The sequence below is a fragment of the Chromatiaceae bacterium genome, assembly GCA_024235395.1.
In the GTDB taxonomy this organism is placed as follows: Bacteria; Pseudomonadota; Gammaproteobacteria; order Chromatiales; family Chromatiaceae; genus Thiosocius.
Genome location: JACKMK010000004.1, coordinates 665,398 through 685,655 on the forward strand (window position 1 = coordinate 665,398; position 20,258 = coordinate 685,655).

Genomic DNA, 20,258 nt, shown 5'->3' on the forward strand with positions numbered 1-20,258 from the left:
ATTATGTCAGCCGTCTGAGTGCAAAGGTTCCACCGTCGACCCAGCGCAGTGCCACCATGCCACCGAGCAATGCCAGGCCGGCGGCGATCGTGAACGTCAGCGTCGGTCCCAGGCCCTGCCAGGCGTAGCCGCTCAACAGGCTGCCGACCGCCCCGCCGGCCCCGAAGCTGACGCTGCTGTACAACGCCTGTCCACGCCCCTTGTGGCGCCCGCGGAAGTAATGTTGCACCAGATGGATGCTGGCGGCATGGAAGGTACCGAAGGTGGCCGCGTGCAGCAGCTGGGCGACCAGCAACATCGGCAGCGAGCCCGCGAAATGTCCGATGATCAACCAGCGCAGACCGGCCAACAACAGGCTGACGGCCAGTACCCGGTGCGCACCGAACCCATCTAGCAGGCGGTGCATCACGACGAACAGACCGACCTCGGCAAATACGCCAAGCGCCCACAGCTGGCCGATCAGGGTCTCGCTGTAGCCGTGACCCTTCATATAGATGGAGTAGAACGCATAGTAGGGGCCGTGGCTTGCCTGCATCAGAAACACCGCGACGAAGAAACCGATGATCGCCGGCTGTCGCAGGATCGCCGCCAGCGACTGCTGCTCATGTGGATGCGGTTCCGGGTCGGGATCGCTGACCAGCAACGAACTCCCCCAGATCGCCGCGAAGATCAGCAACACCGCCGGCAGAACGATCTCCGGGCCACGCGATTCGACCAGCGCGCCGAGCACGACCACGGTGACGATGAACCCGATCGAACCCCAGACCCTGATACGCGCATACCGCGCCGCACGTTCGCCCAGATAGCTGAAGGTGACCACTTCGAACTGCGGCAGCGAGGCGTTCCAGAAGAAGCTGTACAAGGTCATCACCAGGGCGATCGACCAGAAGCCGTGTGCCCAGAACATCCCGGTGAACACCAGTACCGAGACCAGTGACGCGACACGCACGATCTGCATCCGATGACCCAGATGGTCGCCCAGCCAGCCCCAGACGTAGGGCGCCACGACCTTGGTCGCCATCAGGATCGACATCAGCGCCCCGATCGCGGTCGCGTCGAAACCCCGTTCCTGCAGGAACAGTCCCCAATACGGGACCAGCGCACCGAGCAGCGCGAAATAGAAGAAGTAGAAACCGGACAGCCGCCAGTAGGGCATCTTCATCGACCGGCTCCCACCTCAGCCGGTCGGCTGCCTGCCGACCGACCGGACGTCGACCGCGACCAGCCAGGCGGCCGTGGAGCGTCCGGACGGCGCTGCACTAGCCGTTCGATGACGCCGGCAGGACCGGTGTCTGCGACCCCACGTCGGCGTTCTGGCCACGGTGCCGCAATGCGTGATCCAGCAGTACGATCGCGAGCATCGCCTCGGCGATCGGCGTGGCGCGGATACCCACGCAGGGATCGTGTCGACCCTTGGTGATCACGTCGGTCGCATGTCCCTCGACATCGACCGTCTGTCCACCCAGGCGGATGCTCGAGGTCGGCTTGAACGCCACGCGCGCGACCACGTCCTGGCCGCTCGATATGCCGCCGAGAACACCGCCGGCGTTGTTGGACTGGAATCCCTGCGGGGTCATCGCATCGCGATGTTGGGTGCCCTTTTGCGTCACGCACGCAAACCCGGCTCCGATCTCGACGCCCTTGGCGGCATTGATCCCCATCAGCGCATGCGCGATATCGGCATCCAGACGATCGAACACCGGTTCACCCCAGCCGGGCGGGACACCGCTCGCGACCACGGTCACCTCGGCACCGATCGAATCGCCGGACTTGCGCAGGTCGTCCATGTAGCGCTCGAGTTCCGGCACCTGTGCGGCATCCGGCCAGAAGAACGGGTTGTGTTCGACCGGGTCCCAGGAAAAGCTGTCGGGCCGGATCAGGCCGAGTGCGGACAGGTAACCACGGATCTCGACCCCGTAGCGTTCACGCAGGTATTTCTTGGCCACTGCGCCGGCCGCGACACGCATCGCGGTCTCGCGCGCGGACGAACGACCGCCACCGCGGTAGTCGCGCAGTCCGTACTTCTGTTGATAGGTGTAATCGGCGTGCCCGGGGCGGAACTTCCGGGCGATCTCGCCGTAGTCCTTGGACCGCTGATCCTCGTTGTAGATAAGCAGGCCGATCGGCGTGCCGGTGGTCCTGCCCTCGAAGACCCCTGAAAGGATGTGCACGCGGTCGGGTTCACGGCGTTGCGTGGTGTGTCGCGAGGTGCCGGGCCGACGCCGGTCGAGATCCGGTTGGATATCCGCCTCCGAGAGTGCCATTCCCGGTGGACAGCCGTCGACGATGCAGCCGATCGCAGTGCCGTGACTCTCGCCGAACGAGGTCACAGTGAAGAGTTTTCCAATGGTGTTTCCAGACATCCGCGGTATTGTAACTGCGGACCTCGACCTCGCCCACGCCTGCGCACAAAAAAGCCGCCGGATGACAGCAACCGGCGAGGCCCGGAATACCGCCGGTCTGGATTTTTTCCCTGCACTGCCGCTGATAACCACGTCGCGGCGTTCGTGATAACGTCGATGGTGGAAGATCTATGAGCGCTATCCCGACACCCAATCCACGCCTTGACGTGCTGCTGGGCACGACGTCCTTCCCGTTGGACGCAGCGGATTGGAAGGGGCGTTTCATCCACGATCTGGCCGCTGCGCTGGACCGCACGGGTCAGGTCGGGGTCACACTGTGGGGGCCACCCGGCGAGTTGCCCGGCCGAGTCACCTCGGCGAACTCGGACAGCGACACCCGCTGGCTCCAGCGGATGGCCGACGAAGGTGGCATAGCCCACCTCCTCCGCCGACGGCCGGTGAACGGCCTGGTGCGCGCCGCCGGTGTACTCACCCGCTTGCGCGCCGCCTGCCGACGCCGCCAGGTCGACGTCTACCATGTCAATTGGTTGCAGCTGGCACTCGCGCTGCCGGCCGACCGCCGTCCGGCCTATGTCGCGGTACTCGGCAGCGATTTCGGACTGCTGAGGGTCCCCGGCATGGCGGGCCTGCTGCGCCGCGCTTTCGCGCGCCGCCAGACGTTGCTCGCACCGAATGCGCACTGGATGTCGGCGCCGCTGGCCGCGCAGTTCGAAGGCGTCGCCGAGGTCCGCACCAATCCCTTCGGGGTCGCCCCAGGATGGTTCGAGGTCAAGCGATCGCCGGCCACTCATCGCGAATGGCTGGTCGTTTCACGCATCACCCGCAACAAGATGGGCGACCTGTTCGACTGGGGACGGGACCTGTTCTCGGCAGGTCGTCGGCTGCGCCTGCTCGGCCCGATGCAAGAGCAGGTCGCGCTGCCCGAATGGATCGACTACGAGGGCCCGACCAATCCGACGGCCCTGCGCGAACACTGGTTTCCCCGGGCGGCGGGCCTGCTGACCCTGAGTCGCCACGACGAGGGCCGGCCACAGGTGATGATCGAGGCGATGGCGGCCGGGCTGCCGGTGGTCGCCAGCCGGATCGCCGCCCATGCAGACCTGATTCGGGACGGCGAGACCGGTTGGCTGGTCGACGATCGCCGGCAGCTGCAACAGGCACTCGACAGGGCGGAGTCGACCACGGTCGCCGACGAGGTCGGCACCAGGGCACGAACTGCGATCCGCAAAGAGATCGGCACCTGGGACGATCATGCCGCGCGTTGTCTGAGCGCCTACCACGACCTGTTGGCGAGGGAATCCCGGCATGCCGCCTGACCAGGCCATACTGCTGGTGGGCGGTGCGGGATTCCTCGGTCTCGCGCTGGCACGCCGATTGGTCGCCGACGGTCGTACGGTTCACGTGTTGTCACGCTCCAGTGACGATGCCCGGCACGACGGCATCACCTTCCATCGCGGCAGTCAGAATGACCACGTGGTCGTCGCGCCGCTGTTGCGCGAGTGCCCGATCGTCGTCCATCTGGCCTCCACCACCACGCCCGGCTCTTCGGCGCGCAGACCGCAGATCGACACCCTGGAGAATCTTCTGCCCGCCGCCCGTCTGACAGAAATGATGGCCAACCACCCACCCGCCCGTCTGTTGTTCGCCTCCAGCGGCGGCGCGATCTACGGCAATCCGACGCGTCTGCCGGTCGACGAGACACACCCGCCGCAGCCTCTTTCCTACCACGCCGCCGGCAAGGTCGCGCTGGAATCGCTGTTCGAGGTGTTCGCCCAGGCCAACCGCGTCCCATTGGCCACGCTGCGCCTGTCGAACCTCTACGGGCCAGGTCAGCGCCTGCGCGGCGGATTCGGGCTGGTGCGCACCCTGCTCGAACGGGTGCGGCGCGGAGAACCGGTGGAGATGTGGGGTGACGGCGGAGCGATTCGCGACTATTTGTACGTCGACGACGCCGTCGATGCATGCCGTCGGTTGATCGGCGACCCGGAGGCGACCGGCACGTTCAACGTCGGCAGCGGACTCGGCGCTTCGATCAGTGAGCTGATCGACCTCGTCGGGCGTGTCACCGGCCGTGAACTACAGGTTCGACAGCGACCAGCGCGCGGCACCGACGTGCGCGCCATCGTGCTCGACAGCACGCGCCTGCAGCGTGCCACCGGTTGGCGACCGCTGACCGACCTTCCACAGGGTATCCAACAGACCTGGCACTGGCTCGACAGGGAAGACGCATGACGCCCGTGGTCTCGGTCTGCATCGCCCACTATCTCGGACCCCGGTTGATCGATGCCTGTATCGCATCGGTGCACGCCCAGGACTTCGATCTGCCGGTCGAGATACTGGTGCACGACGATGCCTCAGACGACGAATCGGTGGCGCATATCCGGCAGCACCACCCGGAGGTACGCCTGATCGAGAGCGCGCAGAACGTCGGTTTCTGCGTCGCCAACAACCGCATGGCCGATGCCGCCCGCGGCGAGTACCTGCTGTTGCTGAACAACGACGCAGAACTCCTGCCGGATGCGCTGCGGACGCTGCATGCCGAGGCGTCGGCCATCTCCCGTCCGGCGATCCTCACCCTGCCACAGTTCGATCACGCCAGCGGCGATATCGTGGATCGCGGCTGCCTGCTGGATCCGTTCTTCAACCCGGTACCGAACCTCGATACCGCGCGCCGGGATGTCGCGATGACCATCGGTGCCTGCCTGTGGATCCCGCGCACGCTGTGGAACGAGCTCGGCGGATTCCCGGACTGGTTCGGCTCGATCGGTGAGGACCTGTACCTTTGCTGCAGGGCGCGCCTTTCAGGCCACCCGGTGAGGGTGTGTGACACCTCGGGTTACCGTCACCGAATCGGCGCCAGTTTTGGGGGTGCCAGAGTCGACAAAGGCAGACTCCACACGACGCTGCGAAGGCGCGCATTTAGCGAACGCAACAAGCTGTTCAGCATGATCGTGATCTACCCGCTGCCGTTGTTGATCCCCGTTGGGCTCCTGCACGCCGTTTTCTTGCTGGTGGAAGGCGTGCTACTCAGCCTCGTCAAACGCGATTTCGCCATCTGGTCGTCGATCTACGGCCCACTGCCTACATCCGCCTGGTCCGCCCGCAATGATTTGCTAGACGAAAGGCGCACAGCGCAGAAAAGCCGCGCCGTCACGCTCGGTGAATTCCTCAAACAGGTACGAATTTTTCCACGCAAGCTGGAAATGCTCATCAGGTATGGCATTCCGGGTTTTGACAGACAAAATTGATCGATAGATGAATGCAGTGACCGATACTTCACCTCGGGCGACCGGATTTCTGCGCCCTTCGATCGTTTGGCAAAACATGCGCAGTTGTTCGTTCGACCACAGGAACGGCTGCGAGAACGAACCGAAGCGGAAATTTTTCTGGCCGATACTTTTCGGATCAACCGGTCCTTCCACCCGTACGACCGTTTGAATCAAAATCAAAAGGAACAATTCATGAAACCCAATCTGCCGGAACTGGCGAGCAAGTACGATACGGACAAGAACATTTCTTCCGGCTATCTCGACAACTACACGCGACATTTCTCGCACCTGCGCGAACAACCGGTCAAGCTCCTGGAACTAGGCGTGTACCACGGCGGTTCGTTGCTCATGTGGAATGAATACTTTGCGAACGGACACATTGCCGGGCTGGATATCAATCCCAATCCGATGCCATCGACCCCCGAGCGTGTGAAGTTCTTCCAGGGCTCTCAAGGCGACCATGCACTGCTGCACAGCATCGCCAACAAAGTCGCGCCCGATGGATTCGATGTCATCATTGATGATGCCGCACACGTAGGAACACTCGCTCGCAGCTCATTTCAAGCGATGTTTGATGACCACCTGAAGCACGGCGGAATCTACGTGATCGAGGATTGGGGGACAGGGTATTGGGGCAGCTGGCCGGACGGACAGGTTTACGACCCCAGCGTCCGCGCGCCTCGGTCACCGGACTCTCGCGGCAAACTGATGCGCACGCGAATGACCAAGAAAGTGCTCAGCGCCCTCGGACTGGGAAACCTTTCGCGGCTGGCCGGTCGTTACGATCCCGACTTCGCTGTCCACAACTTTGGCATGGTCGGCTTTGTGAAGGAAATCGTCGATTTCATCGCCTGGGGCGACATTACTCGTCCCGACCAGGGCAATCCCTCGTTGCCTCAACCACGCTCGCGAATCAAGGAGATCTCGATCTACCCAGGTCAGGTATTCGTCGTCAAGGCATGAAAGCCGTACCGCACGCGCACTTCAACTGCAGTGCAACTTATTCCGCGAGGGTCATCACAGCGAGACCTGGGCCGGTGCGCGGACAGAGATCTCCTGGTCTGCCGGTGATCAACGATGCCGCGCATTGAAATCGGTCAGCTTCTGCTGCAGGAATTCCGCGCTCTCCGCGATCATGCTGGCGTACTGCTGGTTTCCAAAGCCCCATAAGGTCGATGTCGCACCTTCGTCATGTCCCACGACAAAGGGGAGAGCGACAATGACCCGGAGCCCCTCGGTCCTTTCCAGGTACCTATCGATGGTGTTCGAACTCCAATCGGTATTCGATTCATCCCATCGCGCGATGATGTCGAAAGCACTGCGATTGTATATGTTGAACACCATGCTGGTCATCTTGTTGATATGCACGAACGTCACCCCTTCGTACTCATCGACCTGTGTGACTTCAACATCCGGATCTACATGCGCAATCAGCCCGGCGAACACATCCCATGTCCCGGGGTTGGCATCCAGATAGCGATCGATGATGGGCAACACCTTCCGTCCATGCGCCGTCAGAACCATATCGTCTTCGCAAACCAGCACACGTCGTATGCCTCTGTTGGCGGCCTTCGACAGAATAAACTTGTAGCTCATGCCGCAGCCGATCCACCCCTCGCTGTGACGCAGTCCATCGAACATCTCAAATCCGTCCAGCTTCTGCGCGAGAAACTGTCTTTGCCTTTTCAGGGTTTCCGGGAGACTCAGACATAGCCGGCCAGTGGAGAATGCCGGCCTGTCATCAATTCTGTCGGTCAACTGTTCAAACGTCGTCAGATCGTTCGCGAGCAAGAATCGCCCAAAATAATATTGCGATCTCGCCAAATGGCGATCGGCTGCGCTTCGAACCTGGTCGTGAAACGCATTGGCGAACTCGGGCTGGTCGAGAATCTGACTTATCTCATAAATCATCGCACGGACGTTACCGACTGGAACGAAGCGCACCAATGGAGCCAAATCCGGATAGTCCTCAATATCGACGCTGGACTCAGAGACCACAGGTATACCCAGCGCCAGACATTCATGTATTCGAGTCGTTTCCAACAATGCGTTGTCATAATAGTGAATGTTTACCACCACCCTCGACTTGCACAGCTCATTAATCAATTCTTCGCCAAAGGTATTGCCAATCACCTTGACGTTGAAATGCTGCTTGAGCTGGGAGAGCATCTGTTGACGTCTCGGCTTGTTCACGTCTCCATAAAACAATACGTCATACGCCTTATTCGATACGCCACCGCTGTCCCACTCCGGCCCGAGGATCTTCTCCCGATAACCCGGCATCATCGTGATCGGAAAATAGAAAAACCTCTGGTAAGGGATGCCGCGTCCTGTCAGATATAGAATATTGTTCTTTGAGTAATCGAGTATCGCCAGTGCGTCTTTCAGCAGACCTAGATAGCGCTGATCAAACCAGCGCTCGCTGATCGACTGTTCCATCTGCACGGCAATCAGGTTGCGTGGCAACGAAGAGTACATCTGCGGGCACAGCACGATGTGCAGGTCCTTTCCGTATCCGCGCAAAGGCCGTGTCGAAATTATCTCGGAGGCGAAACCGAATTCCGCCAGCAGCGCCTGTAGCTGATGGGCCACGTATGTGACGTGCGGCGTCGTAAGGATCACAACCTTCCGCGACTGTGCCGCCTGCCGGAGCACCCTGGCCCGGCGCGCCTCTTCTGCTTTTTCCTTGCGAATCGACAGCGTCTGACGCACCTCTGCCTCAAGGCCGCGAAATCCCGATTGCCGAAGCAGTTTCACTGACAAGCGGACGACCTTGGCCAGACTTCTACGGAGCCCTCCGTTGTCGCGGACGTAGTGAGCAAGCGCAGCAAGACTTTTCAAATGCGAATCTCTCTCAGAAGCACTGGCTGAGCCGTGGTGCCGGCGCGTACACGGGACACCCGATACCGGTGTGTCTCAAGTTTCGTTGCCGGGGGTCGCTGCATAGAAAACAGGCCGGCAAGGGCTTGCTGCCTCCCGGGATCGTTAGCACCCACCGCAGACTTTGACGACCCGAAAGGACCGTTGCCGGACCGTCTTGGGATTCGACGACATGAAAGGCCCTTACCAAGCCACGTTGGCACTATGACTGATCCCACGTCGATGCAACAGCTTCGCGACGCTTGCCGTTTTGGAAATTCATTGCGCGTGCTCGGGCACAACGGTAGGGCTCGCGGCCGCATTCATCGCGAACTCCGCCGACCACCGGGTGCCAGTGTACCGGGATACCGGACACTCTCGCGCGACAGTACGATTGTCGACGCAGCATAATGGCATTTCGACCTCCCCATCCAGGCGTCAGACATGCCCGGCTGCCAGATTCCAGGTTGAACCTAATTGTGCGATGTACAAGACCATTTATCGACAACGCTTACTGCTCCTGCAACTCATAAAGAGGGACGTCCTACTTCGTTACCGCGGAGCGATGTTTGGCGTCTTCTGGATGTTTCTGAGTCCTCTCCTGATGCTTGCCATCTTCGCTTTCGTTTTCAGCCAGATATTCCAAACGCGTTGGCCGCAAGAAGAAACAGGGGCGCCTTTCTGGTTGATGCTCTACGCCGGTTTGATCATTTTCAACCTGTTTGCCGACCCTGTTTCCAGATCGCCCGGTTCGGTGCGCAGCTACCCGAGCTACGTAAAGAAGATCATCTTCCCCGTCGAGATACTGCCGCTTGTACCGGTGGGCTCGGCGTTGATTCATGCCGCCTTCAATTTCGCGATTCTGGCGATTGCTCTTGCGTTGACCGGGCATCTCAGCATTGGCGTCCTGTTGCTGCCGATCTTGACCATTCCGGTCATCTTTCTCGGTGTTGGGCTCTCGTGGTTTATCGCGGCCTGGGGCGTGTTCATCAAAGATCTCAGTCAGATCGTGCCGCTGTTCACGCAGATGCTGCTTTTCCTCTCCCCTGTCTTCTATCCAGTCAACGCGGTCCCCGCTTTCCTGCGACCGCTATACCAATACAATCCACTGGGAGCCGTTATTGAGACAAGCCGGGCCTTGATACTTCATCAGGCAATCAACTGGACGGCTTGGTCTATCGCACTGGCAACCGCAATCATCGTTGCCGCGCTCGGTCACGCTTTCTTCCAATACAGCCGGGACGAGTTTCCAGATGCCATCTAGAGACCTCGCCATCTCTGTTCGCAACGTGTCGAAAGCCTACCGTCTGTTCGCGCATCCCGGGGATCGTGTCAAACAGTTCTTCAGCCTGGGATTCCGACGCTACTACCAAGAGTTCACTGCGCTGGATCAGGTCTCATTCGACGTTAAGAAAGGCGAGACAATAGGCGTGATCGGGCACAACGGATCGGGCAAGAGCACCTTGCTCCAGATACTGAGCGGCATTATCCGGCCTACGAAGGGCGAGGTCCGCACACAGGGCCAGATCTCCGCACTGCTCGAGTTGGGCGCCGGATTCAATCCCGAGTTCACAGGCCGGGAGAACGTTTTTTTTCAAGGTGCCTTGATGGGCCAGAGCGTATCAGAGGTGCGCGCGCGTTTTGACGATATCGCCCAGTTGGCAAACATCGGGCAGTTCATGGATCAGCCTGTCCGAACCTACTCCAGTGGCATGTTCGTACGACTCGCCTTCGCCGTTGCGGTTACGATCAAACCCGACATCCTTATCGTGGACGAAGCACTGTCCGTTGGCGACATCGTATTTCAGGCTCAAGGCATAAAGCGAATGCGCGAACTCATCGAAGGTGGCGGCACCTTGATCTTGGTTTCGCACGATATGAACGCGATAAAGGGCCTTTGTGATCGCGTCTTGTTCCTCGACCGCGGACGGCTGATCGATGATGGCCCCAGCGGACCAATCTGCGACGAGTACCTGATGCAGCACCTGGTGGGCTCGGCGCAACACGAAGTGGCCGAAATCAACGGAATGCAGCAGATTCGCCGATCCGGGGGGACTGGGCAAGCCAAAGTGGTAGCGGCACGTATCGAGTGCGAACCCGATGGCGTCGCCGCATACGGGAATAACCTCGCTCTGCACATCCGGCTACAGGCAGCGTCCGCGCTGCCGAAGGTTGTAGTGGCTTTCTATCTGCGCGACGCACAGCAGTTCGATGTGTTGGGGACAAACACCACTTATGAGGATCTGTCAATTACTGAACTCGACGAAGGCGAATTCGTGGATATCGTTTTTCGTTTTCGAAACCCACTACGGGCCGGTCTCTACAGCGTGACCGTCATACTCTCCGATGATGCCGTCGACTCCAAGTTTTTCTATGACTGGGTCGACGGGGCTTGCCATTTCGAGAGCATCGACACCCCCGGTCAAAGGCGTTGGGCAATGACATGCCCGGCAATTGACGTGCAACTTGAGCGACAGCGGGCACCGATGAAAATGGTGTCCAGCGGGCTTTCGGCGAACACAAGAGAATGAACCGGGAAAGACGCACTTTCCTAACCAGGGCGACTGTTGCCAGCCTGATCGGTTTGTCGATCGCCGGTGCGGGAATTTCGACATTGACGATCGGACCTTTTCGTGGAACTGCCGACCGACGTCGTCTGCGCGAACTGCTTGCCGCCGCCGAACCACACCTCGGCAACCTTAAACACATCGTTGAATCGCATGAAAAAGCATTGGGGGCTTACACTTCATCCTCATCGAGGATCAACGAATTCCATCTTCTGCACGCGCGCGATATCAATTCCGGTCGAGTGATAGAACTCAGCGACATGATGATCACACCTGCCGAGTGGGCGCTGCTTTCGCTTTGGGTCAACACATGAGCCTGGCATCGATCGAGGCGCTGACCGGCACACCGGCACTCGATACCGACGTCTGTATCGTCGGTGCCGGTCCAGCTGGCATCGCATTGGCTTTGCGACTGGATGCGCTTCAGATTCGCTCCGTCGTCCTCGAAAGTGGCCGAGCAGACGATGATTCAGACACTCAGGCACTGTATCGTACCGATACCGACGGTATCCCCTATTCGGGTGAGCTTACGCGTCGCAGGCGATTCGGCGGCTCGAGCAATTGCTGGGCAGGCTGGTGCCGACCGCTCGACCCTCAGGATTTCACAGCGCGCGCACACATACCACACAGCGGGTGGCCATTCGACTTTGCAGAGTATCTCGAATATCTGGATGCTGCCTCTACCCTATGCGAACTTGGTGAGCCGCGATTTGACCTCGGTTACTGGCGTTCACGTCTGGAGAAACCGTGGGATGAGCAACCGGATATCGTTGACGAACAGTTGCGCAGCGGTGTCTTTCAACATAGCCCGCCGACCCGGTTCGCCTCAAGATACCGCGCGGAACTCGAGCGGTCATCCCACAGCGTCGTGGTGCTTGGTGCCAATGTCACGCGTGCGCATCTAGCCGGCCGCCAAGCCGTTCACCTGATAGCGCGCAACCTCCAGGGCGCACAACTGGAGGTCCGCGCACGGTATTTTGTTCTGGCGTGCGGCGGCATCGAGAACGCTCGGCTCCTGCTCAGTTTGAACGGTACCGATCGGCCTGCCCTGGGCAATGAGTACGACCAGGTTGGACGACACTTCACCGACCATCTGATATTTCACCGGCAACTCGATGTGTTCCCCACCGGCTCGGCGATCAAGGCCTACGTCGATATGCTTCCGACGCAGCACCCGGATCGACCGCACGCAGTCACACCGTGGCTGGGCATGACGACGCGCATCCAGGAAGCGGAGAGGCTCTCGAATACCACGCTACGATTCGATCGCCCACAACCTTTGAGCGACGACGAGGTAGACACAAGAACCGTGTGGAACGGCCTTGCTTCGAGTCAGCAACGTGAGTCTGATGGCTCGTCCATTCCAGAAAGAATGACTGCTGTTTTCATCTCGGAGATCCTGCCCAATCCTGATAGCCGAGTAACGCTCGCTGAAGAAAGCGACGCCCTGGGTATGCCGCGGGCGCGAATCACGTGGCGGATTTCACCAGCCGATATCGACTCCATACGTCGATCGGCCGAGCGGATTGGCCGGACACTTTGGCGTCTCGGACTGGCGCGACCCGGCCCGGTTCGTGTCCCTGACCCCGATACATTGGACAATCGATCTTTCTGGATCGGCAACCACCACTACGGGACGACCCGAATGTCCGACAATCCGCGACACGGTGTCGTCGACAAAAATGGCCGTGTGCATAGCCTTGACAATCTCTACGTCACTGGCCGTTCCATTTTCCCCACTACGGGAGCCGCAACGCCCACCCTTAGCATCGTGATGCTGGCTTTGCGACTGGCCAACCATCTCGAGCAGCGATTCAAAGTTGAGCACTAGAGGAAAAGTGCGATGCAATCCGAACAGGAACTTGATGCCTGGCACGAAAAGCAGGACCCTTGGAATTACGAAAGCACGCCGGACGACCAGATTCGGAAGTCAATGCTGCTCAATGAGCTGCCTGCCAGACAGTATGATCGCGTATTGGATATTGGATGCGGACAAGGTTACGTCACGCGCGACCTGCCGGGCCGATCCGTCATGGGCGTAGACATTTCTGGCGAAGCAATCGACAAAGCGCAAGCAGTGGCAAATGAACGGGTCAGTTTTCTTCGTGCCTCGCTGTTTGAACTGCCGAAAAAAGTTTCTGGCCCGTTCGACCTGATCGTCATAACCGGAGTCCTCTATCCACAATATATCGGCAATGCGGCCACCCTCGTCTATGGCATTGCGGACGACCTCCTCGCTTCTGATGGTGTTCTGGCATCCGTACACATCGATGCCCGCTACCGGGCTCGATTCCCCTATCTCATGCTGAAGGAGCTTTTTTATCCGTATCGTGAATATACCCATCGCCTGGAGATATACATCAAGTGATTTTGATGTATCACAAAGTGGCTCCGGACTCGCCGACGATGTGGTGGGTGGATGTCGATAACTTTTACCAGCAGTTACATGCGCTGCGGGATAGGCATGTTGTTTATCTAGACGATTACGATCCGACAAACCCGGACCACGTGGTCATCACGTTCGACGGTGTTTATAGGAACATCCACGAGTTTGCTGCCCCACTACTGCAGCGATTTGGGTTTCCGTTCGAGCTTTTCATCTCTGGACAGCACATCGGGGCCAGCAACGACTTTGACAGCATCGAACCGAAAGCCGAGTTTGCGGGGTTGGAAGAGCTCGCATCGATGGTCGCCATGGGCGGGCGGCTGCAATGGCACAGCCACAGCCACATCAATCTGAAAGGTGTTCGAGACCCGGAGGCAATCGCGAGTGAATTGGATGTCGCAGACGATCTGCGTCAATTGGATCCGTCCGGATTCCGTTGGTTTGCCTACCCGCATGGCGACTTCGATAGCGATCTCAAAGAGGCCGTAAAAAATCGCTTTGTCGGCGCCCTGTCCTGCAACCAGGGCACCGATACCGATCGATATGCATTGAACCGTGAGACTGCAACGAACGAATTGCGACTGCGCAAGCAATCGGTGTCTGTCGTTATTGCATCATACAATTACGGAGCTTACCTGGTCGAAGCGATTGAATCGGTGCTTCGCCAGACGGTCCCGCCGGACGAGATTCTGATAAGCGACGATCATTCAACCGATGACACATGGATGATTGCTCAGGATTTTGCACGCAGATATCCCGACTTGATCCGTGTAAATAGAAACGAGGAGAACCTCGGCATCATCAATCATTTCAACAAAGCGATCCGACTGACGCACGGCGACTATGTCTGCATTCTCGGAGCAGACAATCGGTTTCGCAGCGACTTTCTCGAGCGTACTTCGGCTTTGCTCGGTACCGACCCGAACATGTCGGTCGCATACACCGACGTTGCACTCTTTGGACCACGAGCCGATCAGGTTGCTGCCGATCAGATAAAGCTTTGGCCTGGAAGAAAGGTCGCGAACAAGTTTTGGATCATCCAGTACCCTGAATTCGACGAAGCCGCGCGTCACCTGCTAAAGGAGCGAAATTTTATTCATGGCTCGTCGCTCTTCCGGCGCGCTGCATTTGAAGCAGTCGGTGGTTACCAGGATGCAAAGCCGTTGCCCGAGGACTACAACCTGTTTCGTCGCTTCATCGATGCTGGATGGAGCGCAGGCCACCTTGCTCTCCCACTGCTTGAATACCGTCAGCACTCTCGCGATCAAGCCAACATCCAGGCGAACTCGGAAGCTTTGATGCATCACTATCGGGAAGGGATTCGGCAGTATCAGGAACAATTAGCAACACTGCGGAACTATATCGAGCAGACCCACGCCTCGGTGGCGTGGAAAATCGCCGCACCCGTACGCGTATTCGAACATTTTGTGCGACGGCGGCTGGACAAGTGGAAAAAGCAAGTCTGAATGCGTATGCGCACTCGTAGTTCTTCGCGCGAATTGCGCGCTCCTTGACGGGTCAAACCCGTGACGATCCTCGGCGCTCTGCGTTAAACAATCCCCATATCTGGATATCAATCGATGCAAACACCATCCAATCGCAGTTCTGCAGCCGCTTCTTTTGTTACCTATGGACTTCTGCTGATTTTGGTTGGGGCGACGATTTTCGTTTATGCCCGCGGTCTACATGGCCCGTTCCTGCTCGATGACAGCATTCACATCACGCAGAACCGCTGGGTGAAAATCGATTCGTTGTCCTGGTCCAACCTCAGCCGCGCCTGGGATTCGTCGTTCAGTGCTTTCCCGTCCAACCGACCCCTGGCCCAAGTCAGCTTTGGTATCAACCATGCGCTTGCCGGTCTGGACAGCTGGTCGTTCAAAGCCACCAATCTCGCGATCCACCTGATTTGCGGTGTTGTTGTGTTCCTTTTGGCCAAGCTTGTGTTTCGCACACTGTACGGACCCGATGCGGACCGCCGCACCGCCCACCTGTTCGCACTCGTCGCGGCGGCATTCTGGTTGCTACACCCACTGCACGTGAGCACCGTTCTGTACACGGTGCAGCGAATGACGCAGATCTCGACGCTGTTCGAGCTAGCCGGGTTGACCAGTTACATCTATGGAAGGATCCGACTTTCCGAAGGCCGGCCCGGCGCGGCATGGGTCATTGCAGCAGCCCCGTTGGCCATGGTCGGATTCCTTGCCAAAGAGAGTGCTGGGCTGTTCCCGTTGTTGCTGCTGGCAGCCGAGTTCACACTGTTAAATCGGCTTCCGTTATCCCCGAGCCGCACGTTCGTCAGATCGATCCAGGTCTTGTACGTTGCGCTACCGATCGTTGCCGCGGTTGTTTACTTCATCCTGCACCCTGGGTATTTCAACCATGACGGACGTCCTTTCACGCTCGACGAGCGCCTGATGACCCAGGCGCGCGTCCTTTGGCTGTACTTAAAATGGCTGTTCGTGCCGGACATTTCTGCCTATGGCCTGTTTCACGATGATATCGCCAAGTCGACGGGGCTGATCGAACCACCTTTCACGATACTCGCCATAGTCGGACTCATCGGGTTGACGATCGGGGCGATCGTCGCCCGAACAAGGTGGCCAGTATTCGCCTTTGCAGTCCTGTTCTTCCTCGCCAGCCATTCGCTGGAGTCGTCAGCTTTTCCACTCGAGATGGTATTCGAACACCGCAACTACCTCGCCAGCGTTGGACCAATCCTGTTTCTGACGCATCTCATCATGGTCGGCGCGCAGCATTTTCGATTGGCAAGAGCGGCGTTGATCCTGGGGTTGCTTTTATTGCTCACCTATTCATTTGTTACTTATTTGCGGACGCTGCACTGGTCAAGTATCGAAGAGTTCGCCATCACCGCAGCCGAGAATCATCCACGCTCGCCGCGAGCCAACTTCTTCGCAGCGCAGGTGATGATCAACGCCATATCCAGAAACCCACAGCTCGGTGGAACACTTGGCGACACTACAAGAACCCTGTTGCAAAACGGCTTGGCAGCTGATCCAGAGTGTATCAACTGTCTATTCGGCATGATGGTACTGGACCAGTATTTGGACCGCGTACCGGATAGTGAGACGATTGAGCGCGTGCGGTTCGCATTACGTAATGGTCTAGTCGGTCCCACCAAAGTCTCGGTCAGCCAGTTCAGTTTTCTGGTCAAATGGCAGCGCTCCAACGGGGTCAAGCTCTCCGGTGACGACCTCGAGTCGCTTTTCGAAGCGGCGCTCGCCAATCCGGGCTGGAACCCGACCGGCAGGGCGGGCATCGAAGCGGCCTATCGCGAATACTACGAGTTCGTGGTTCGGGATCTGGAGCTGGCACTACCCCACGCAAAAGCCGCAACCGATGCCTGGCCGGAACAGTGGAGTTATCATGTCAAGCTAGCTGATATCCTGCGCAGGCTGGGCCGGACGGAAGAGGCCTTGGCAGCACTGGAAAAAGCACAAAAAACGGCCAGCAATGCAGACCAGACGCAGCAGACCGCCACCGCGATCGCTGAACTGATGCGCGATTCACGGAATTGAAACGAGTAATCGAGTGGTGCAGCAAGACATCGAACTGAGCATCATCCTGCCGGCGCTGAACGAGGCACGCAGCCTGGAGACGCTCCTGCCCGAGTTACGCCAGGCGTTCCCTGAGGCGGAGATCATCGTTGTCGATGACGGCTCGGATGACCACACGACCGCTACGTGCAGCCGATTCGAATGCCGTGTGGTCAGCAATCCCTACCGGATGGGAAATGGTGCGGCGATCAAGCGCGGCGCACGGGCGGCAAACGGCCGAAATCTGGCGATGATCGATGCCGATGGCCAGCACACGGCCGCTCACCTGGTCCGCCTGTGGCGGCGATTCAAGTCCGCCGACCTGGATATGGTCGTCGGCGCCCGGCGGGCGGCCGATCATGCGAGTGGTTTTCGCCGCCTGGGCAATTTCACGTTCAACCGGTTGGCAAGCTGGATGACCGGGCAGCGGATCCTCGACCTGACCAGCGGACTCCGCATCTGCCGCGCCCATCGTTTCCGCGAGTTCCTGCATCTCCTGCCGAATGGATTTTCGTACCCCACGACCAGCACGATGGCATTCTTCCGGTCCGGCTACACGGTCGCGTACGAACCGATCGATGTGCAGCGACGCGAGGGGCGAAGTCACCTCAAGATCTGGCGCGAAGGTGTACGCTTCCTGGTCATCATTTTCAAGATCGGGGCGCTGTACTCACCACTCAAACTGTTCCTGCCGGTGAGCATCTTTCTGTTTACCGGTGCGACGGCGCTGTACGCATACACCTATTTCGACCAGGGCCGCTTCACCAACATGAGCGCGCTGCTGTACATGACCGGGCTGCTGACGTTCCTGATCGGCATTGTCTCCGAGCAGATCACCAATCTCATGTTCGCGCGCCGCGAACGCGAATAGCGCTTACCTGCTCCAGGTCTCCGGGCCGTTCATTCCAGCCAGGCATTTGCCGCCCGCACGTCTTGCGCATCCAGCGTCCCCGCGGCCTGGCGCAGCGACAGCATGTTCAGGATGTAGTCGTAACGCGACAATGCCAGGTCGCGCCTGGCACGGAACAGTTCCCGCTGGCTGTTGAGCACATCGACCAGGGTACGGGTGCCGACCTCGAAGCCCGCCTCGGTGGCCTCCAGCGCGCTCTTCGCCGACACCTCGGTGGCCTCCAGCGCACGCACGCGGCTGATGCTGGCAAGCACGCCGCGGTATGCGTTGCGGACCTGGGTCTGGATCGCCCGGCGTCGCTGTTCCAGCACCTCCTGCGCCGCCTCGTAGCGGTAACGTGCCTGACGCGTCGCCGCAGCGACCCCGCCACCGGTATACAGCGGCATGCTCAGCTGCAGACCGACCAGGGCGTCGTTGACGTCGGTACCGTTGTTGGCACCCGTGCGCGCCATGGTGTATGAGCCGACCAGATCCAGCGCGGGCGAATCCCCGGCATCCTGCCGCTCGATCTCCTTCTTGGCGATCTCGGCGTCGTACTGGGCGGAGATGATCCCCGGGTTGTTCTTCAGCGCCATCGCCGTCCATTCGTCGAGGCTGCCGGGGTCCGGTTCCTTGAGCTCCACCCCCTTCTGAAGCAGCGCCAGCGTGCCCGTGGGCACACCGGTGATCTCGGAAAGCGACTCGATCGCGTCGTCGAGATCGTTCTGCGCCACGATCGAATCGGCGCGCGCCTGGTCGTATCGCGCCTGTGCCTCGTTGACGTCGGTAATCGCGATCAGGCCGACATCGAACCGCTGCTTGGCCTGGTCGAGCTGCCGGGCGATCGCTTTGACGTCCGCATCGGTGAACGTCAGCGTGTCCAGCGCGGACAAGACGCCGAAATAGGCCTGCGTGACACGTACGATCAGATCCTGCTCCGCAGTCGCGTAGTCGACCGCCGCCTGCGCGACCTGGTCTTCGGCCTGGTCGCGCTGGATGGAGAGATCCTTGCGATAGATCGGCTGGGTAAGCCGGATGCCGGCATTGCCCGCGGGATAGTCGTCGGTGAAGGAACCCGCCGCCGAGTCTCGCACGTCGCGGTTGTTGTACGTGGCTTCGCCGCTCAGCGTCACCAGCGGCAGCAACTGCGAGCGCGCCAACGGCAGTGCCTCCAGATTCGCGTCGCGGGTCGCGCGCGCGGCACGCAGTGACGGATCGTTGGTGCTGGCGAATTCATAGGTCGCCAGCAGGTCCTGGGCCTCCACCCGGCCGACAGCGACTGCCAGAAGGATCAACATTGCAACGCGTTTCATGGGCGGCTGTTCCCTATCAAATCCACATTTATAAACGATAACATAATTTTATGGCCGACTACCCGCCGAGGCACTCTCCAACGCGGCGGTGTCGGGCATCGGCGGCACCAGCAACTGCGGGTCGATGCGCCGGTCACGCAGATTCATCCGCCAGTCCAGATGGGCCCCGGTGACGCGGCCGGTCGCCCCGACCTCGGCGATCAGGTCACCGCGCTCGACGCGATCCCCGGTGCGCACGTGGAGCTTGTGCAGATGCAGGAAGCTCGAACTCAGCCGGTAGCCGTGATCGAGGATCAGGGTGCCGCCGGAGAAGAACATATCCGGTTCGGCCAGCGTCACGATGCCCGGCGCCGGGGCATATACCGCGGTGCCCACCGGCGCGGCGATATCGACGCCGAAATGCGGTCGACGGGGCTCGCCGTTGAGGATGCGCTGACTGCCGTACACGCCGGTGATCGGGCCTGTCACCGGCCAGACGAAACCACCGGCGAAATCCTGCCGGTCATCGTCGCGCCGGCGCGCCTCCTTGACGGCCGCCGTGTCGCGCCGGATCCGGGCGAGATCCGCCGGGCTGCGCGGGCTCACCTTGCCCGGTGGCAGGCCATCGATGCGCTGGATCTGGTACTCGCGCGCAGCCACCTGCAGGGTGCGCTCGACGACCCCGCCGTCCGGCATCACGACGCGCAGGTCTGACGTCGCCGGCGCATCGCGTGTGAACCCGAGCAGGAAGTCGCCATTGGCGCTGACTCTCAGCGGTACGCCATCCTGAAAGACACGGCTCCCCGGGTGCGTCGACCCGAACGCCAGGCCGCCCTGCACCAGCTGACCGGAAATGGCCACCGGGGGCTGCGCGTCAGCTGTTTCAGCCGCCGCCACCCCGGTCATCGACAGGCCCAACACGGCCACCCAAAACATGCGCAACAACGCCTTCCTCCTCCCACCGCGCGACGCCGCAACCAGGACGGTCGCAGCGGTGACTTTGTTAGACTGCCGGCATGCCCAAGACTCGCGATCCAATGCCGACCCTGCGTTCCGAAGTCTACACCTGGCCCGAGGTT

The 20,258-nt window shown here is 59.9% G+C and carries 18 protein-coding genes; 13 read left to right on the top strand and 5 right to left on the bottom strand.

Annotated elements, in window-relative coordinates:
- Nucleotide 1: 1 nt before the first annotated feature.
- Both H6955_21520 and aroC read right to left on the bottom strand, forming a co-directional pair.
- Nucleotides 2-1,156, bottom strand: coding sequence for an MFS transporter (locus H6955_21520; GenBank protein ID MCP5316150.1), 1,155 nt, complete (start codon nucleotides 1,154-1,156; stop codon nucleotides 2-4).
- Nucleotides 1,157-1,259: 103 nt separating this feature from the next.
- Nucleotides 1,260-2,363, bottom strand: a complete 1,104-nt coding sequence (gene aroC / locus H6955_21525; GenBank protein MCP5316151.1) for a chorismate synthase — start codon at nucleotides 2,361-2,363, stop codon at nucleotides 1,260-1,262.
- Between aroC and H6955_21530 the strand changes: the two genes are divergently transcribed.
- The 5 genes from H6955_21530 (at nucleotide 2,332) to H6955_21550 (ending at nucleotide 6,595) form a co-directional block, all read left to right on the top strand.
- Nucleotides 2,332-2,511, top strand: a complete 180-nt coding sequence (locus tag H6955_21530) for a hypothetical protein (protein ID MCP5316152.1) — start codon at nucleotides 2,332-2,334, stop codon at nucleotides 2,509-2,511. The genes aroC and H6955_21530 overlap by 32 nt on opposite strands.
- A 22-nt stretch (nucleotides 2,512-2,533) precedes the next feature.
- A complete protein-coding gene (locus tag H6955_21535) occupies nucleotides 2,534-3,679 on the top strand; it encodes a glycosyltransferase family 4 protein (GenBank protein MCP5316153.1) in 1,146 nt (381 codons plus the stop codon).
- Nucleotides 3,669-4,595, top strand: coding sequence for an NAD-dependent epimerase/dehydratase family protein (locus tag H6955_21540; protein ID MCP5316154.1), 927 nt, complete (start codon nucleotides 3,669-3,671; stop codon nucleotides 4,593-4,595). Before H6955_21535 ends, H6955_21540 begins: the two co-directional genes overlap by 11 nt.
- Nucleotides 4,592-5,611 (top strand): glycosyltransferase, encoded by a 1,020-nt coding sequence (locus tag H6955_21545; protein ID MCP5316155.1) that lies wholly within the window; start codon nucleotides 4,592-4,594, stop codon nucleotides 5,609-5,611. Before H6955_21540 ends, H6955_21545 begins: the two co-directional genes overlap by 4 nt.
- A gap of 213 nt (nucleotides 5,612-5,824) precedes the next feature.
- On the top strand, nucleotides 5,825-6,595 hold the full coding sequence (locus H6955_21550) for a class I SAM-dependent methyltransferase (GenBank protein MCP5316156.1): 771 nt from the start codon (nucleotides 5,825-5,827) through the stop codon (nucleotides 6,593-6,595).
- A gap of 108 nt (nucleotides 6,596-6,703) precedes the next feature.
- Here the strand turns inward: H6955_21550 and H6955_21555 are convergent, their stop codons facing one another.
- Nucleotides 6,704-8,395 (bottom strand): methyltransferase type 11, encoded by a 1,692-nt coding sequence (locus tag H6955_21555; protein MCP5316157.1) that lies wholly within the window; start codon nucleotides 8,393-8,395, stop codon nucleotides 6,704-6,706.
- Between the two features lie 580 nt (nucleotides 8,396-8,975).
- Here H6955_21555 and H6955_21560 point away from each other — a divergent pair.
- The 8 genes from H6955_21560 to H6955_21595 all read left to right on the top strand — a co-directional run bounded on the left by H6955_21560 (nucleotide 8,976) and on the right by H6955_21595 (nucleotide 17,869).
- Nucleotides 8,976-9,755, top strand: coding sequence for an ABC transporter permease (locus H6955_21560; GenBank protein MCP5316158.1), 780 nt, complete (start codon nucleotides 8,976-8,978; stop codon nucleotides 9,753-9,755).
- Nucleotides 9,745-11,022, top strand: coding sequence for an ABC transporter ATP-binding protein (locus H6955_21565; protein MCP5316159.1), 1,278 nt, complete (start codon nucleotides 9,745-9,747; stop codon nucleotides 11,020-11,022). The genes H6955_21560 and H6955_21565 overlap by 11 nt, the downstream gene beginning before the upstream one ends.
- Nucleotides 11,019-11,372, top strand: coding sequence for a hypothetical protein (locus tag H6955_21570; GenBank protein MCP5316160.1), 354 nt, complete (start codon nucleotides 11,019-11,021; stop codon nucleotides 11,370-11,372). Before H6955_21565 ends, H6955_21570 begins: the two co-directional genes overlap by 4 nt.
- The gene (locus tag H6955_21575) at nucleotides 11,369-12,889 is read left to right on the top strand and encodes a GMC family oxidoreductase (GenBank protein ID MCP5316161.1); all 1,521 of its coding nucleotides are present in this window, start codon (nucleotides 11,369-11,371) and stop codon (nucleotides 12,887-12,889) included. Before H6955_21570 ends, H6955_21575 begins: the two co-directional genes overlap by 4 nt.
- 12 nt (nucleotides 12,890-12,901) lie before the next feature.
- Complete coding sequence (locus tag H6955_21580; GenBank protein MCP5316162.1) at nucleotides 12,902-13,426, top strand: class I SAM-dependent methyltransferase; 525 nt, start codon at nucleotides 12,902-12,904, stop codon at nucleotides 13,424-13,426.
- A 5-nt stretch (nucleotides 13,427-13,431) separates the two neighbouring features.
- Nucleotides 13,432-14,910, top strand: a complete 1,479-nt coding sequence (locus tag H6955_21585) for a glycosyltransferase (GenBank protein MCP5316163.1) — start codon at nucleotides 13,432-13,434, stop codon at nucleotides 14,908-14,910.
- 114 nt (nucleotides 14,911-15,024) lie between these two features.
- Nucleotides 15,025-16,980, top strand: a complete 1,956-nt coding sequence (locus H6955_21590) for a hypothetical protein (protein MCP5316164.1) — start codon at nucleotides 15,025-15,027, stop codon at nucleotides 16,978-16,980.
- 16 nt (nucleotides 16,981-16,996) lie between these two features.
- Nucleotides 16,997-17,869 carry a glycosyltransferase family 2 protein gene (locus H6955_21595; protein MCP5316165.1) on the top strand — a complete coding sequence of 291 codons (873 nt, stop codon included), beginning with the start codon at nucleotides 16,997-16,999 and terminating at the stop codon, nucleotides 17,867-17,869.
- 29 nt (nucleotides 17,870-17,898) lie between these two features.
- Here H6955_21595 and H6955_21600 read toward each other — a convergent pair whose 3' ends face one another.
- Together H6955_21600 and H6955_21605 are read right to left on the bottom strand one after the other, a co-directional pair.
- Nucleotides 17,899-19,200 carry a TolC family outer membrane protein gene (locus H6955_21600; protein MCP5316166.1) on the bottom strand — a complete coding sequence of 434 codons (1,302 nt, stop codon included), beginning with the start codon at nucleotides 19,198-19,200 and terminating at the stop codon, nucleotides 17,899-17,901.
- A 48-nt stretch (nucleotides 19,201-19,248) separates the two neighbouring features.
- Nucleotides 19,249-20,115: a M23 family metallopeptidase gene (locus tag H6955_21605; protein ID MCP5316167.1), complete on the bottom strand. Its 867-nt coding sequence runs from the start codon at nucleotides 20,113-20,115 to the stop codon at nucleotides 19,249-19,251.
- Between the last annotated feature and the right edge of the window lie 143 nt (nucleotides 20,116-20,258).

Bases quoted from the DNA above. Each gene is read 5' to 3' on its own strand.
- H6955_21520 (MCP5316150.1), bottom strand. From the start codon at position 1,156: ATGCCCTACTGGCGGCTGTCCGGTTTCTACTTCTTCTATTTCGCGCTG.
- aroC (MCP5316151.1), bottom strand. From the start codon at position 2,363: ATGTCTGGAAACACCATTGGAAAACTCTTCACTGTGACCTCGTTCGGC.
- H6955_21535 (MCP5316153.1), top strand. From the start codon at position 2,534: ATGAGCGCTATCCCGACACCCAATCCACGCCTTGACGTGCTGCTGGGC.
- H6955_21540 (MCP5316154.1), top strand. From the start codon at position 3,669: ATGCCGCCTGACCAGGCCATACTGCTGGTGGGCGGTGCGGGATTCCTC.
- H6955_21545 (MCP5316155.1), top strand. From the start codon at position 4,592: ATGACGCCCGTGGTCTCGGTCTGCATCGCCCACTATCTCGGACCCCGG.
- H6955_21550 (MCP5316156.1), top strand. From the start codon at position 5,825: ATGAAACCCAATCTGCCGGAACTGGCGAGCAAGTACGATACGGACAAG.
- H6955_21560 (MCP5316158.1), top strand. From the start codon at position 8,976: ATGTACAAGACCATTTATCGACAACGCTTACTGCTCCTGCAACTCATA.
- H6955_21565 (MCP5316159.1), top strand. From the start codon at position 9,745: ATGCCATCTAGAGACCTCGCCATCTCTGTTCGCAACGTGTCGAAAGCC.
- H6955_21570 (MCP5316160.1), top strand. From the start codon at position 11,019: ATGAACCGGGAAAGACGCACTTTCCTAACCAGGGCGACTGTTGCCAGC.
- H6955_21575 (MCP5316161.1), top strand. From the start codon at position 11,369: ATGAGCCTGGCATCGATCGAGGCGCTGACCGGCACACCGGCACTCGAT.
- H6955_21580 (MCP5316162.1), top strand. From the start codon at position 12,902: ATGCAATCCGAACAGGAACTTGATGCCTGGCACGAAAAGCAGGACCCT.
- H6955_21585 (MCP5316163.1), top strand. From the start codon at position 13,432: ATGTATCACAAAGTGGCTCCGGACTCGCCGACGATGTGGTGGGTGGAT.
- H6955_21590 (MCP5316164.1), top strand. From the start codon at position 15,025: ATGCAAACACCATCCAATCGCAGTTCTGCAGCCGCTTCTTTTGTTACC.
- H6955_21600 (MCP5316166.1), bottom strand. From the start codon at position 19,200: ATGAAACGCGTTGCAATGTTGATCCTTCTGGCAGTCGCTGTCGGCCGG.
- H6955_21605 (MCP5316167.1), bottom strand. From the start codon at position 20,115: ATGTTTTGGGTGGCCGTGTTGGGCCTGTCGATGACCGGGGTGGCGGCG.